The following is a 13968-nucleotide window of genomic DNA, read 5'->3' on the forward strand; positions in this document are numbered from 1 at the left end:
CGGGCATTCGAGGTCGGATTCGAAGTCTGCCGCTGCGCTTCACCTTGGTCGCCGCGCTGTTGCTCCTGGTCGGTCTCGGCCTGTTGGCGTCGGGGATTGCCGTGACCTCCTCGCTCGAGACGTCGTTGATGCGTCGCCTCGATCAACAACTGATCGAGGCGTCCCGTGGGTGGGCGCAGCCCGACGCTCGCCCGCTGCCACCGGTGGACGAGCCCAACCCCGGTCGACCTCCGTCCAACTTCTTCGTTCGCTCGGTGGCCAACGACGGTACCGTCCGGGGTCCGATCAACGATGTGGCAGAGGATGTTCCGGATCTGTCGGGCACGCCGTCGGCGACCCCGACGACCGTCGGTTCCGAGGGCGACCCGTCGAAGCAGTGGCGGGTGATCACGGTGACCAACAGCGAGGGTTCCACCACCGTCGGCATGTCGCTCAACGCCAATCAGCAGACCGTCAGCAGACTCGTGGTACTCCAGTTCTACATCGGCGCAGCCGTGTTGCTGGCACTGGCCGTGATCGCCTACTTCGTGGTGCGGCGCAGCCTGCGACCGTTGCGTGAGGTGGAGACCACCGCCGCGGCCATCGCCGCCGGAGACCTCCACCGTCGAGTTCCCGAGTGGAGTGAGAAGACCGAGGTGGGCCGGTTGTCGGCGGCCCTGAACGGCATGCTCTCGCAAATTCAGCGTGCGTTCGCGGCCACTGCCGCCTCCGAGGAGGCCGCGCGCGCATCCGAGGATCGAATGCGCCGCTTCGTCGCCGATGCCAGCCACGAATTACGAACACCGCTGACGACCATTCGCGGGTTCGCCGAGCTGTACCGACAGGGTGCGATGAGTGACATCTCGCTGCTGATGAATCGAATCGAGGGCGAGTCGGCGCGCATGGGCCTGCTCGTCGAAGACCTGTTGATGCTCGCGCGCCTCGACGCGCAACGACCTCTGGACATGCGGCGCGTCGACCTGCTGACCGTCGCCGCCGATGCCGTGCACGACGCCAAGGCCGTCTCGCCCACGCGGGACATCTCCCTGAAAGTGTTGGCGGGGCCGGGAATACCCGAAGTCCGCGGCGACGACGCGCGGCTGCGTCAGGTGCTCGCGAACCTCGTCGGAAACGCCGTACGGCACACGCCGGAATCCGCGTCGATCACCGTCTGCGTCGGGACCACCCAGTCGTCGGTGCTGCTCGAAGTACAGGACACCGGACCCGGTCTGGGCAAGGAAGAGGCCGCGCACGTCTTCGAGCGCTTCTATCGTGCGGACTCCTCGCGCACACGCGAGAGCGGGGGCAGCGGGCTCGGTCTCTCGATCGTGGCGGCCCTGGTCGCGGCGCACAGCGGAACTGTGACAGTCCAGAGCGCCCCGGGGCAGGGCGCGACCTTCCGAGTCGAATTACCCCGCGTCGACGGTTGATTCGCGTGCCGTTGCGGCCTTCTTGCGTTCGGCCAGCTTCGTGTACGCGGCTGCGGCGAGTGGCGCGGCGACGAGCATCGACACCAACCGAATCACCTGAACGCACGCGACGAAGGTGACGTCCGATCCCGTCGTCGCGGACACGGCCAGCACGGCGGCCAATCCACCGGGCGTGGTCGCGAGGTAGCCGGTGAGCATGCTGACTCCGGTGATCGCAGACAGTGCCCAGCCGAACAATGCGCAGATCACCCCGATCGATACGACCAGCAGTGCAGCCCACGGGAAGATGCGACCGATCGCCCGCAGGCTGGAGACGGTGAAGGCGAGCCCCGCCTGCCATCCGATGACGATGAACGCCACCGGCAGCAGCACGGCGGGTACCGAGATGTCGACCGGCCAGCCGAGCAGTTCGCAGGTGCCGGCGACGATCAGTGGTCCGAGGGTGGCGGGCGCGGGCAATCGGATGATCCGAGCGAGAACGATTCCGGCGATGACGGCAGCGATCAGAAAGGCCGTACCGATGTACCAAGGCGTCGTCAAACGCTCGGACGATGCTGTCCCACCACCGGTGTCGGTATGGAACGCGAACGTGACGATCAGCGGCATCGTGACCACCACGAGTGCGACGCGTAGGTACTGGACCACCGCGACGATGCGCTCGTCCCCGCCGAGTTCTCGGGCGATGGACACCAGACCCGTTGCGCCACCGGCAATCAGGGACAGCGCTCCGGTGACCGGGTCGACGTCGCGATGCAGAGCCAGCAGCGCGCCGCAGCCTGCACTGACGACCAGTGTCCCCGCACCGACGAGAACTGCGGGAATCCAGTTCTCGCCCAACGCACCCAGTGTGTCGGTGTCGAGCATCAACCCGATCGTCACCGCCAGTGTGCCCTGCGCCGCCATCGATGCCGGACGGGGGACGGCAGCCGGACCGAGGCCGGTGAGTGCGAAGACCACGGCGACGACAAGTGCGGCGAACAACGACGGTGCCGTCAGACCCAGAGTCGCGAAAAGGGCCCAGCCCCCGACGGATACGGCCGCGAGGCCGATCCATCGGAGGCTGTACCCGAGTACTCGTCTCATCGATGTCGGAGCACTCACGCTCCGGACTTGACCAGCAGAACCGGGACCGGGATCTCGAGGAGCAGACGCTGAATGGTCTGTCCCATCAGGAACTTTCCGACCGCCGAGCGGTGCCGCGAGCCCACCACCAGGATCTCCGACTTCTGTTCCTCCACCAGGGTCAGCAGTGTGTTGACGGCGTCGGGGTCGGGCCTACCCACTGCCACGGTCCAGGAGACCGCGTCGGCGTGGTCGATGTCGGTCAGAGCGGTCTCCACCGACGTGGACACGGCCTGCGTCTCGGCGGCCTCGGCGGACGGTTCGGCCGATCCGGAGAGTGCGTGCAGGACGACCAGGTCCGTCTCGCGGATGCGTGCTTCTCGAACGGCTGCCGCCAGTGCTGCGCGGCCCTCGGGTGAATTGTTGTGCAGTACGCCAACAGTCATGACGGTTTCTCCTACGCGAGATGGGGTGGGGGATCAGCCGAACGGGATCTGGCCGAGGACGATGCCGACGGCAAGCATCGCGAGGGAGACGACCACCGCTCGCCACAGCACCTTCTTGTGGTGATCGGCCAGTGACACTCCGGCGAGGGTGACCAGCAGCAGGATGGCCGGAACCAGCGGGCTCTGCAGGTGGACGGGCTGACCGGTGATCGAGGCACGGGCCATCTCGACCGGGTCGATGCCGTACTTGCCTGCGGTCTCGGTCAGCACCGGCAGGATGCCGAAGTAGAAGGCGTCGTTGGTCATGAAGAACGTCAGCGGGATGCTCAGGATGCCGGTGATGACGGCCAGGTACGGGCCCATGCCGGACGGAATGACGTTGAGCAGCCACTCCGCCATGGCCTCGACCATGCCGGTGCCCTGGAAGACGCCGGTCAGAATTGCCGCGGCGAGCACCATGGCGACCACCGAGACGATGGACGACGAGTGCCGTGCGATCGCGTCGCCCTGCTCCTTGACCTTGGGGAAGTTGACCGTCAGGGCAATGGAGGCAGCGATCATGAACAGCACCGGGATGGGCAGGATGTCCATGACGAGGATGACGAGGAGGATGACCGTCAGAGCAGCGTTGAACCACAGCAGCTTCGGGCGCAGGGTGTCGCGGTTGGGGTCGAGACCGTCGAAGAACTGACCCGATTCGCCGTCGTCCGATCCGCCGGTGCCTGCACCGCCGGTTGCCTTGCCACCCTTGCGGATACTGCCGCCGCCACCGGAGGCCACCAACTCGGGCTCGTAGATCAGCTTGCCGATGCGTCGGCGCTCCATGATGCCCAGGTGAACGGCGAAGAGCAGCACGATGATCAGGCCGACGATCATGGAAGGAACCATCGGAACGAACACGTCGGACGGGGAGATGCCGAGAGCGGAAGCAGCGCGAACCGTCGGACCGCCCCACGGAATGATGTTCATCGTGCCGTTGGCGAGACCGGCGACGACCGTCAGAATGACCGGGCTGACACCGAGTTTGAGATACAGCGGCAGCAGGGCGGACGTGACGATGATGAACGTGGTGGAGCCGTCACCGTCGAGCGAGACGACCATGGCCAGAATGGCCGTTCCGACAACGAGTTTCATCGGATCGTTGCGCACCAGGCGCAGAATGCCGCGCACCAGTGGGTCGAACAGTCCGACGTCGATCATGATGCCGAAGAAGATGATGGCGAAGAACAGTAGGGCCGCGGTGGGGGCCAGCGACTTGATGCCGTCGGTGATCATGTCACCGATGCCGAGCCCTGCGCCGGCCAGCAGACCGAAGATGACGGGTACGAGGGTGAGTGCGACGACGGGCGTGGCTCTCTTGGTCAGGATCAAGAACATGAAGGCGGCTACCATGAGGAAGCCGAGTATCACCAACATCGTGCACTCCTTCTCGAATGTGTGAGGTGGGTCCGGTTGGACTGTGTGTGTGACTGAAGTTACGTAACCGGCATCACATGGTCGCCGTTGTGCGCACTACCCGCGCAAGCAACGTAAAGAGCCTTTTGCGCATTGTGCTCGAGCCCGCCCGACGCATAGCCTGAACGAGTGCGATTGAGGACCCAGGTGCTGTTGTTGCAGGCAGCGCTGGTGGCGGTGGCCCTGGCTGTGGCGTTCGGGGTGTTCGCGATCAGCAGCGGCAGGCAGGCGAGCGAGGAGTACGGCGAGCGCGCGCTCGCGGTCGCCCGGACGGTGGCGTCGGACCCGGAGGTGCGCTCGCTCGTCGAGCAGTTCTCGGCAGTCGACACCGCAGGCACCGACGCCGCGCCCGCGGGAGTGCTGGCGGGCGGGGCCTTGCAGCGCGCGGCCGAGGGTGCCCGCACCCGCACCGACGCCCTGTTCGTCGTCATCACCGACGATCGCGGTCTTCGCTTGGCGCACCCCGATCCGACGGTGTTGGGCCAGCGGGTGAGTACCGATCCATCCGGTGCGCTGGCGGGCAACGAGGTGGTCGAGCAGGAGCGCGGCACCCTCGGCGACTCCGTACGCGCGAAAGTGCCTGTGCTGGCGCTCGGTTCGACCGACGTGGTGGTCGGTGAAGTGAGCGTGGGCATATCGACCACGGCCGTGCGTACCGAGCTGGTGAAGGATCTGGTCAACGGCGGGTTGGTGACCGGTGCCGTGCTGTTGCTCGGGCTGGCCGGCTCGACCCTGTTGGCGCGCAGGTGGAAACGACTGACGCTGGGGCTCGAGCCGGAGGAGCTCGCCGAATTGGTGCGTGAACAGGAGGCCGTGCTGCACGGCATCGGCGAGGGCGTGGTCGCCATCGATCCGAACGGCGTCGTCACGGTCGTCAACGACGAAGCGCGCTCGTTGCTCTCGATCGACGGTAAGCCGGGGATGCGGATCGAGGACATCGGTCTGACTCCGAGACTGCTCGAGGTCATCGAATCTCCGACGGCCGAGCCCGTACTCGCGGCGGTGAACGAGGTCGTGGTCGTCGCAGCCGCTCGGAAAGTGCTGCGTGACAATCGCAATCTGGGTACGGTGCTGACCGTGCGTGACCGAACGGACGTCGAGACGCTGACGCGTCAACTCGACGCGGTGCAGTCGATGTCCGCCGTACTGCGCGCCCAGCGCCACGAGTTCGCGAACCGAATGCATCTGGTCAGCGGACTGCTGCACGAGGGCCACCCGGATCGTGCGTCGCAGTACATCGACGAAATACTCGGCGTGGGGCCGAGATCGGAAACCGTCGAGGGTATCGATGCCCTGTCCGACGCCTATCTGCGGTCGTTCCTGACCGCGAAAGCCGCGCACGCGCGTGAGAGCGGGGTGCGAATGGTGTTGGGCGAGAACACCTGGGTCGGGGGAGAGGTGGCCGTTCCCGTCGACGTGACGACTGTGCTGGGCAACCTCGTCGACAATGCGATCGATGCTGCCAGGCTGGGAGTCCGCAGGCCCGCCGAGGTGGAAGTGGAACTGGTGCAGGACGGTTCGACCCTGCACATCGTGGTCGTCGATTCCGGTGACGGTGTGGATCTGGAAGTCGATCAGGTGTTCGTGGAGGGAGTCTCGACCAAGTCGACGGCGGACTCGCCGGGCGGCCGAGGGGTGGGGTTGGCGCTGAGTCGGCAGATCGCACGTACCCGCGGCGGCGACGTGACGCTGGCCGATGTCGGTGGGCAGATCACCGACGAGAACGAACGAGGAGGCGCAGTGTTCATCGCGTCGATCCCGGACGCACTACTGACCGACGAGGTGTCGCAATGAGAGTACTGGTGGTGGACGACGATTTCCGGGTCGCGGATCTACATGCGGCACTGGTGAATTCGCTGGCCGACTACGAGGTGGCCGCGGTGGCGACGAGCATCGCCCAGGCGCGGGAGTTGGCGTCGACGCAGTCGTTCGATCTGGCGCTGGTCGACGTCTATCTGCCCGACGGATCGGGAATCGACCTGGTGCGCGAACTCGAGTGCGACGCCGTGGTGCTCTCCGCCGCGGCGGATCAGCAGACCGTTCGATCGGCGTTGGCCGCGGGTGCCTGGACGTATCTGATCAAACCGTTTCCGCGCTCGGCGTTGGTCGATCGCCTCTCCGGATACCGGACGTACCGCGGCGCTCTCGACCGTTCGGACGAGCTGAGCCAGGCCGACATCGACAGCGGACTCGACGCGTTGCGTCCGCGCGCGGCGGCACCGCTGCCGTCCTCGCAGTCCGTCACCCGTGATCTGGTGCTCGACGCCGTGCGCGCGACCGCCGATCCGATGTCCGCGGGTGAAGTTGCTGCGGCCATCGGCATTTCACGTGCGACCGCGCAGCGTTACCTGGCCACCCTCGTGTCCAAGGGTCGACTGCGCATGCAGCTGCGCTATGGGTCGACCGGCAGGCCGGAGCAGGAGTACTCGCTACCGCCGGGAGCGTGAGACCGCCACGACCACGGCTCCGACCACGGAAATCGCCGCGGTGACCAGAGCTGCGGTGTTCCACCCTTCGGTCAGCGCCGCCGCGGAATGCTCGCCCGATGGGACAGCCACCACCGCAACGACGGTGACTCCGATGGCGGAGCCGACGTAGCGCGCGGTGTTGTTGGCACCGCTGCCCATGCCGCCGCGGCCGGTGGGCACGCTGGCCACGGCCTCGCGTCCGAGGGCGGCGTTGAGTACCCCGCTGGCGACTCCTGCCACGAGCAGTCCCGGCAGCAGTCGCGGCCAGGATGCGTTCTCGGACAACCCCGTGAGCATCACCATGCCGATCGCGACGCCGACCAGACCGACGGCGAGTTGCGTCCGACCGCTCATCGATGCGGGCAGCCTGCGGGCGAGCAGGGCGGTGACCACGGACGTGGCCGACCACCCGAACAGCAGCAGGGCGGCACCGAGCGCATCGATTCCCAGCGCGGTTCCGAGGAATCCGGGCATGTACGACATCAGGGCGATGATGCCGCCGCCGGTGGCCAGCGCGGCGACCGTGGCGGCCAGAAAGGGTGGGTGCCGGAAGAGTGTCAGATCGAGCATCGCAGTGGCACTGCGCAATTCGAGGACCACGAACGCGGACAGCAGCAGGGCTGCGAGGACGAAGAGCACGATCGGAGTGACGGCGATCCAGCCCTGCCTGCCCTCGACGAGCGCGGCCAGCAACGCGGCGACGCCCGTGGCCAACAGCAGCGCACCGACCGGATCGAGGCCACGCGGGGCGTCGGACCTGGATTCTTCGACGAGCACATGCGCGGCGACGGCCAATGCGACCGTGGCAACCGCGAGAACCACGTAGGCCTCACGCCAACTCGCCCATCGATCGAGTACGGCGGCGAGCAGCGGGCCGAGAGCGATGCCTGCACCCACGCTTGCGCCCCACACCCCGCTCGCCTTCGCGCGCACCGGACCGGCCGGGTGAGTGTGCGCGATGATCCCCAGGCTCGACGCGATGACGGCCGCGCCGCCGAGACCCTGCAGGATGCGGGCGAGGACGAAGATCAGAGTGTCGGGAGAGACGGCGCAGACGATCGCACCGACGGCCAGCACCGTCGCACCGAGTGCGAAGGTGCGTCGGCGGCCGAAGTCGTCGGCGACGGTACCGGTGGTGAGCAGGGCGGCAGCGAGGCCGATGCTCATCGAGCTGAGAATCCAGGTGCGTCCTGCTGCGTCGGACATCAGGTCCGCGGCGGTGCTGTTGATCGTCGCGAGTGGTGCGGTGAACGCCATCAGAGTCAGCAGGGTGCCCAGCGCTGCGATGGTGAGCGCGCGGGTGCTGTTGTCGGTGCTGACGGGCGAGGGTGCAGCGTCGGTCATCGTCGTCCTTTTGGTCTGGTGATCGAACTGTAGACGCCCAACTTGGTTCGGTCAACAGACTGTACTATCGCGTCATGGCACTCGGAATCGACTACGCCCGCCAGGACTGCTCCCTGGCCCGTGCCCTCGAACTCGTCGGCGAGCGATGGACGATGCTCATCGTGCGCGATTGCTTCTTCGGGGTCCGACGCTTCGGTGATTTCCAGGTCCACCTCGACATCTCCAAGGCGGTCCTCGCACAACGACTCGGCGCACTGGTCGAGGCCGGGCTGCTCGAACGACGAGCCCGCGCCGTCGAGGGCGGACGCGACGACTACGTCCCGACCGTCGCCCTCGAACGACTGTGGCCCGCCGTGTTCGCCCTGAGCTACTGGGGTGAGGAACAGACGGCGAAACCCGCAGGGAAGCGTCGACGGTTCCTGCACGCGACCTGCGGAACCGACCTCGGACCGTTGGGGATCTGCCCCGAATGCGGACTCGCGCCCGGCCCGCACGACATCGACACCGATATCGGCCCGGGCTACGACCCCGACACCCGATCCGACGAGGTGTCGATGCACCTGAGGACGCGTCGACGCTTGCTCACGCCTCTGCGGTGAGCGTGGTGCGTCACTCCGGGACGTGAGCCGCGTGCCCGAGTTCACGCAACGCCGCGCGCAGCTTGGTCGCTGCCTCGTCCTGCGACTCCGCCGACGGATTCGGGTCGGCACCGGAGATGTCGAAGTTGCCCATGTCGTATGCCGGAAACACGTGCAGATGCAGGTGCGGCACTTCGAGCCCGGCGATCAGCAGTCCGGCGCGGGGAGCGTCGAACGCGGTCCTGACCGCCTGGCCGATGATCTGGGCAACGGCAGTGATCTTGGCGAACGCGGCACCGTCGACGTCCTGCCACTGGTCGATCTCCTCGCGCGGAACCACCAGTGTGTGGCCCTGAGTGACCGGTGCGATCGTCAGAAACGCCACCACGTCGTCGTCCTGCCAGACGAAACGTCCCGGGATTTCGCCGGCGATGATCTTGCTGAAAATGGAAGCCATGGGAACAGGATGCCCTACCCGATTCGACCGGGGCCGTTCCACCGGTCGCGTCTCCCAGGTGATTGCCAGGTTCATCGCAGGGTGGGTCCAGCTCGGGGCCCGATTCTGGTCCACATGACAACGAATTCCCTCGCACGAGCAGGCCAGCGGCCCGGCTCGAACGCCACGGCCACTCTCGAGGTGGTCATCCCGGTATACAACGAAGAGGCGGATCTCGAACAGTGCATTCGTCGTCTACGCGAGCATCTGGAAGACCGGATCCCGTTCCGGTCGCGCATCACGATCGCGGACAACGCCAGTACCGACGGCACCCTCGCGGTGGCACACCGGCTGGCCGACGAGATCGAGGGAGTCCGGGTTCATCACCTGGACGAGAAGGGCCGCGGACGAGCACTCAAAGCCGTCTGGCTCGCATCGGACGCCGATGTCGTGGCCTACATGGACGTCGACCTGTCGACCGACCTCAACGCTCTGATGCCGCTGATCGCGCCGTTGATGTCCGGTCACTCGGACCTCGCCATCGGATCACGACTCAACCGATCGTCCCGGGTGGTCCGCGGTGCGAAACGCGAATTCATCTCGCGCAGTTACAATCTCATTCTACGCACGTCGCTGCGCGCACGCTTCTCGGATGCGCAGTGCGGTTTCAAGGCCATGCGCACCGACGTCGCCCGACAGCTGTTGCCGCTCGTCGAGGACACCGGGTGGTTCTTCGACACCGAATTGCTCGTCATCGCAGAGAAAGTCGGCCTGCGTATCCACGAGGTGCCCGTCGACTGGGTCGACGACCCGAACAGCAGCGTCAACATCGTCGACACCGCCGTCAAGGACCTGCAGGGATGCTGGCGCGTCGGCCGCGCCCTGGCCACCGGCGTACTGCCGGTCGCCGAACTGCGTCGAAGCCTGGGACGGGAGCCGCTCGTGCCCGGAGTACCGCACGGAATGATCAGCCAGATGGTGCGATTCGGCATCATCGGTATCGCCAGCACCGTCGCGTACGCGCTGCTGTACCTGGTGCTGCACTCGTTGATCGGCGCGCAGGCCGCGAACTTCTTCGGACTACTGATCACCGCGGTACTCAACACCGCGGCCAACCGCGCCTTCACCTTCGGCGTCCGCGGATCGGACGGCGCAGGCAAGCATCAACTGCAGGGACTGGCGATCTTCGGTTTCGCTCTGCTCGTCACCAGCGGATCGCTCGCGGTACTGCATGCCTGGGTGCCCGATGTGTCCCGGCACGTCGAACTCGCCGTCCTCATCGTCGCCAATCTCGTTGCCACGATGTGCCGATTCGTCGCACTGCGGTGGGTCTTCCGTAGCTCCACGTCGTCCGATTCGCAGTCCGCCGGTTCGGAGAAGAATCTGTGACGACGACGATCGAACGCCCCGCCGCGGACGCCTCGGCCGCGCCCGTCACCTCCCCGCGATGGGAGTGGATCGGTCTGGTCGCGTTGCTGGTCGGCACCGGCGTCGCCTACATCTGGGGACTCGGTGCCTCGGGTTGGGCCAACTCCTTCTATTCCGCTGCGGTGCAAGCGGGTTCGGTGTCGTGGAAGTCCTTCTTCTTCGGATCCTCCGACGCCGCCAACTCGATCACCGTCGACAAGCCCCCGATGTCGCTGTGGTTGATGTCGTTGTCGGTGCGCATTTTCGGCCTCAACACCTGGGCGATGCTGGTGCCGCAGGCGCTCCTCGGAGTCGCCTCGGTGGCCCTGCTGCGCGCCACCGTCAAGCGTCGCTTCGGCGGCGCGGCCGGTCTGCTCGCGGGCCTGGTACTGGCCGTCACCCCCGTCGCCGCACTGATGTTCCGGTTCAACAATCCCGACGCGCTGCTCGTGCTGCTGATGATCGCATCGGTGTGGGCACTGCTGCGCGGCGTCGAGACCGGAAAGACCAAGTGGCTGTTGATCACCGGCATGTTCGTCGGATTCGGCTTCCTCACCAAGCAGCTCCAGGTGATGCTCGTCGTACCGCCGCTGGCGTTGACCTACCTGATCGCCGGACCGCCGAAGTTTCTCACCCGGCTGATGCAGTTGTTCGGTGCACTCGGCGCGATGATCGTCTCGGCCGGATGGTGGATTCTGATCGTGGAATTCTGGCCGGCGTCGTCGCGGCCGTGGGTCGGCGGTTCGCAGAACAATTCGATCCTCGAACTCACGCTCGGCTACAACGGATTCGGTCGGCTCAGCGGTGACGAAACCGGAAGTGTCACCCCCGGCCGCGGCGGTATGGGCGGGGGCATGGGTGCCGACATGGCCGGGGGCATGCCCGGTGGTATCTGGGGAGAGACCGGCATCCTCCGCATGTTCGACGCCTCGCAGGGCGGCCAGATCGCCTGGCTTCTCCCGGCCGCGTTGATCCTGTTCGTGGTCGGACTCGTGTTGCGCGGCAGGGCACCTCGAACCGACGGGCAGCGTGCGTCGCTGATCGTGTGGGGATCGTGGTTGCTCGTGACGGGGCTGACGTTCAGTTTCATGGCCGGAATCTTCCACGCGTACTACACCGTTGCTCTCGCACCTGCCGTCGCCGCACTGATCGGCATCGGCAGCGTGGTGCTGTGGCGTCGACGCGATACGTACTGGGTACGCATCGCGATGGCCGCCGCCGTGGCGTCCACCGTGGCGATGGCGTGGGTGTTGTTGCGCCGCAGTGAGAGTTTCGTGCCGTGGTTGAAGTGGGCGATTCTCGTCGTCGGAGTTGTTGCCGTCGTGACGCTGCTCGTACCCGCGCTGACCCGGGGCAGGCTGGCGGCGGCGTCGATCCTGGCGGTGATGTTCGCCGGACTCGCCGGGCCGACGGCCTACGCGGTCGACACGATCGGTACTTCGCACACCGGCGCCATCGTCTCGGCCGGCCCGAACACCGGTATGCGCGGGTTCGGCGGTATGGGCGAGGGCCGTCGCGGTCAGGGCGGTATGCCGGGCGGAATGCAGTTGCCGGCAGGCGTCCAGCTACCGGCCGGGATGCAGCCACCGGCGGGATTCCCGGGACAGGCCGGTGCTCCCGGCCAGATGCCGGGTGGTGCCGAGATGGGCGGCATGGGCGGCGCAATGGGCGGTCTTCTCGAGGGCAGCAAGCCGACCACCGCGATCACCGAGATGCTCGAGCAGGACGCCGACTCCTACACCTGGGTGGCAGCGGCCATCGGAGCCAACACGGCGGCCGGCTATCAATTGGCCACCGAGGAGCCCGTCATGCCCGTCGGCGGGTTCAACGGCACCGACCCGTCCCCGACTCTCGCCGAGTTCCAGCAGTACGTCGCCGAGGGACAGATCCACTACTTCATCGGCGGCGGAGGGATGCCGGGAATGGAGTCGGGTACCTCGGCGGAGATCTCTGCCTGGGTCACCGAGAACTTCACCGCGACCACGGTCGACAACGTGACGTTCTACGACCTCACGCAGTAACACCGAACCACCACGAAAGAGCCCCGCACCATGACAGGTGCGGGGCGCTTTCGCGTCGAGCAGATAGTCTGATGCACTGTGCGCGTACTAGTCATTGGTTCCGGTGCTCGTGAGCACGCCCTTCTACTTGCGTTGAAGGCCGATCCGTCGGTCGAGAAGCTGTTCGTGGCTCCCGGCAACGCAGGCACCGCGAAGCTCGCCGAGCAGCACGTGGTCGACGTCGCTTCCGGTGAGGCGGTGACCGCGCTGGCGAAGAAACTCGACGCCGACCTGGTCGTCATCGGACCGGAGGTGCCCCTGGTCCTCGGTGTGGCCGACGCACTCCGCGAGGCAGGCATCGCCGCATTCGGACCGTCCGCCGACGCCGCTCGCATCGAGGGATCCAAGGCCTTCGCCAAGGACGTGATGGCAGCAGCAGGTGTCCGCACCGCGCACAGCGAAATCGTCGACTCACCCGCCCTGCTCGACGCAGCCCTCGACCGCTTCGGCCCCAACTGGGTGGTCAAGGACGACGGCCTGGCCGCAGGCAAGGGGGTTGTCGTCACCACCGACCGCCTCGTCGCGCGCGATCACGCTGCCGAACTCCTCGAGAACGGCCACCCGGTGCTGCTCGAATCGTTCCTCGACGGACCCGAGGTGTCCCTGTTCTGCCTCGTCGACGGTGAGACCGTGGTGCCTCTGCTGCCGGCGCAGGACCACAAACGCGTCGGCGACGGCGACACCGGACCCAACACCGGCGGCATGGGCGCATACACCCCGCTGCCGTGGTTGCCCGAGGGCGCAGTCGAGGAGATCGTCCGTGATGTGGTGAAACCCGTTGCCGCCGAGATGGTGCAGCGTGGCGTGCCGTTCTCCGGTCTGCTGTACGCCGGTCTGGCGATGGGTGCCGACGGCCCGGCGGTCGTCGAATTCAACTGCCGCTTCGGTGATCCCGAGACCCAGGCGGTGCTGGCGCTTCTCGATTCCCCTCTCGGTGAGGTGCTGAACGCGACGGCGACCGGCACGCTTGCCTCACTGCCGCCGTTGCGCTGGAAGGACGGTGCGGCCGTCACCGTCGTCATCGCCGCCGAGAACTACCCCGGTCGCCCGCGGACCGGTGACGAGATCCTCGGCTCCGACGGGGAAGGCGTCCTGCACGCAGGAACCGCGGTGAAGGACGGCGCAGTCGTCTCCGCGGGCGGACGCGTGCTGAGCGTGGTCGGCACCGGATTCGACCTCACCGCCGCCCGCGACGACGCATACTCCCGTATCGCGGGAATCCGATTGCCGGGCAGTCACTTCCGCACCGACATCGGCCTGGCTGCGGTGGAAGGTCGCATCTCGCTGTAGATGTGCTGCGTCG

12 protein-coding genes are annotated in these 13968 nt (G+C 66.7%); 7 read left to right on the top strand and 5 right to left on the bottom strand.

The window, feature by feature from the left end:
• Window positions 1-26: 26 nt before the first annotated feature.
• Entirely contained in the window at window positions 27-1409 is a 1383-nt protein-coding gene (locus CH249_RS20690) for a cell wall metabolism sensor histidine kinase WalK (RefSeq protein WP_094681890.1), read from the top strand.
• Here the strand turns inward: CH249_RS20690 and CH249_RS20695 are convergent.
• The 3 genes from CH249_RS20695 to CH249_RS20705 are packed head-to-tail and all read right to left on the bottom strand — an operon-like array spanning window position 1389 to window position 4333.
• On the bottom strand, window positions 1389-2492 hold the full coding sequence (locus CH249_RS20695) for an AbrB family transcriptional regulator (protein ID WP_094681872.1): 1104 nt from the start codon (window positions 2490-2492) through the stop codon (window positions 1389-1391). The two genes, CH249_RS20690 and CH249_RS20695, sit on opposite strands and share 21 nt — an antisense overlap.
• A 14-nt stretch (window positions 2493-2506) precedes the next feature.
• On the bottom strand, window positions 2507-2917 hold the full coding sequence (locus CH249_RS20700) for a universal stress protein (RefSeq protein ID WP_032395960.1): 411 nt from the start codon (window positions 2915-2917) through the stop codon (window positions 2507-2509).
• Window positions 2918-2950: 33 nt separating this feature from the next.
• The gene (locus CH249_RS20705) at window positions 2951-4333 is read right to left on the bottom strand and encodes a CitMHS family transporter (RefSeq protein ID WP_032395959.1); all 1383 of its coding nucleotides are present in this window, start codon (window positions 4331-4333) and stop codon (window positions 2951-2953) included.
• Window positions 4334-4501: 168 nt separating this feature from the next.
• On the opposite strand from CH249_RS20705, the gene CH249_RS20710 reads away from it, so the two are divergent.
• Both CH249_RS20710 and CH249_RS20715 read left to right on the top strand, forming a co-directional pair.
• Window positions 4502-6166: a sensor histidine kinase gene (locus tag CH249_RS20710; RefSeq protein WP_094630418.1), complete on the top strand. Its 1665-nt coding sequence runs from the start codon at window positions 4502-4504 to the stop codon at window positions 6164-6166.
• Window positions 6163-6819: a response regulator gene (locus tag CH249_RS20715; RefSeq protein WP_094681871.1), complete on the top strand. Its 657-nt coding sequence runs from the start codon at window positions 6163-6165 to the stop codon at window positions 6817-6819. Before CH249_RS20710 ends, CH249_RS20715 begins: the two co-directional genes overlap by 4 nt.
• Here the strand turns inward: CH249_RS20715 and CH249_RS20720 are convergent.
• Window positions 6802-8184: an MFS transporter gene (locus CH249_RS20720; protein WP_094681870.1), complete on the bottom strand. Its 1383-nt coding sequence runs from the start codon at window positions 8182-8184 to the stop codon at window positions 6802-6804. The genes CH249_RS20715 and CH249_RS20720 overlap by 18 nt on opposite strands.
• Window positions 8185-8258: 74 nt before the next feature.
• Here CH249_RS20720 and CH249_RS20725 point away from each other — a divergent pair, with 74 nt between their 5' ends.
• Window positions 8259-8783 carry a helix-turn-helix domain-containing protein gene (locus CH249_RS20725; RefSeq protein ID WP_094645749.1) on the top strand — a complete coding sequence of 175 codons (525 nt, stop codon included), beginning with the start codon at window positions 8259-8261 and terminating at the stop codon, window positions 8781-8783.
• 10 nt (window positions 8784-8793) lie between these two features.
• Here the strand turns inward: CH249_RS20725 and CH249_RS20730 are convergent, their stop codons facing one another.
• Entirely contained in the window at window positions 8794-9219 is a 426-nt protein-coding gene (locus tag CH249_RS20730) for an HIT family protein (protein ID WP_094656532.1), read from the bottom strand.
• A 114-nt stretch (window positions 9220-9333) separates the two neighbouring features.
• Between CH249_RS20730 and CH249_RS20735 the strand changes: the two genes are divergently transcribed.
• The 3 genes from CH249_RS20735 to purD all read left to right on the top strand — a co-directional run bounded on the left by CH249_RS20735 (window position 9334) and on the right by purD (window position 13955).
• Entirely contained in the window at window positions 9334-10587 is a 1254-nt protein-coding gene (locus CH249_RS20735; protein ID WP_094681869.1) for a bifunctional glycosyltransferase family 2/GtrA family protein, read from the top strand.
• Window positions 10584-12626: a glycosyltransferase family 39 protein gene (locus CH249_RS20740; protein ID WP_094681868.1), complete on the top strand. Its 2043-nt coding sequence runs from the start codon at window positions 10584-10586 to the stop codon at window positions 12624-12626. Before CH249_RS20735 ends, CH249_RS20740 begins: the two co-directional genes overlap by 4 nt.
• Window positions 12627-12704: 78 nt before the next feature.
• Window positions 12705-13955 carry a phosphoribosylamine--glycine ligase gene (gene purD / locus CH249_RS20745; RefSeq protein ID WP_094645746.1) on the top strand — a complete coding sequence of 417 codons (1251 nt, stop codon included), beginning with the start codon at window positions 12705-12707 and terminating at the stop codon, window positions 13953-13955.
• Window positions 13956-13968: the final 13 nt, after the last annotated feature.

This window comes from Rhodococcus sp. 05-2255-3B1 (genome assembly GCF_002258545.1).
GTDB lineage: Bacteria > Actinomycetota > Actinomycetes > Mycobacteriales > Mycobacteriaceae > Rhodococcoides.

What these genes read in the sequence shown, in the direction of transcription:
- CH249_RS20705 (WP_032395959.1), bottom strand. Translation starts at nt 4,333, where the DNA reads ATGTTGGTGATACTCGGCTTCCTCATGGTAGCCGCCTTCATGTTCTTG.
- CH249_RS20720 (WP_094681870.1), bottom strand. Translation starts at nt 8,184, where the DNA reads ATGACCGACGCTGCACCCTCGCCCGTCAGCACCGACAACAGCACCCGC.
- CH249_RS20725 (WP_094645749.1), top strand. Translation starts at nt 8,259, where the DNA reads ATGGCACTCGGAATCGACTACGCCCGCCAGGACTGCTCCCTGGCCCGT.
- CH249_RS20715 (WP_094681871.1), top strand. Translation starts at nt 6,163, where the DNA reads ATGAGAGTACTGGTGGTGGACGACGATTTCCGGGTCGCGGATCTACAT.
- CH249_RS20700 (WP_032395960.1), bottom strand. Translation starts at nt 2,917, where the DNA reads ATGACTGTTGGCGTACTGCACAACAATTCACCCGAGGGCCGCGCAGCA.
- CH249_RS20735 (WP_094681869.1), top strand. Translation starts at nt 9,334, where the DNA reads ATGACAACGAATTCCCTCGCACGAGCAGGCCAGCGGCCCGGCTCGAAC.
- CH249_RS20695 (WP_094681872.1), bottom strand. Translation starts at nt 2,492, where the DNA reads ATGAGACGAGTACTCGGGTACAGCCTCCGATGGATCGGCCTCGCGGCC.
- CH249_RS20730 (WP_094656532.1), bottom strand. Translation starts at nt 9,219, where the DNA reads ATGGCTTCCATTTTCAGCAAGATCATCGCCGGCGAAATCCCGGGACGT.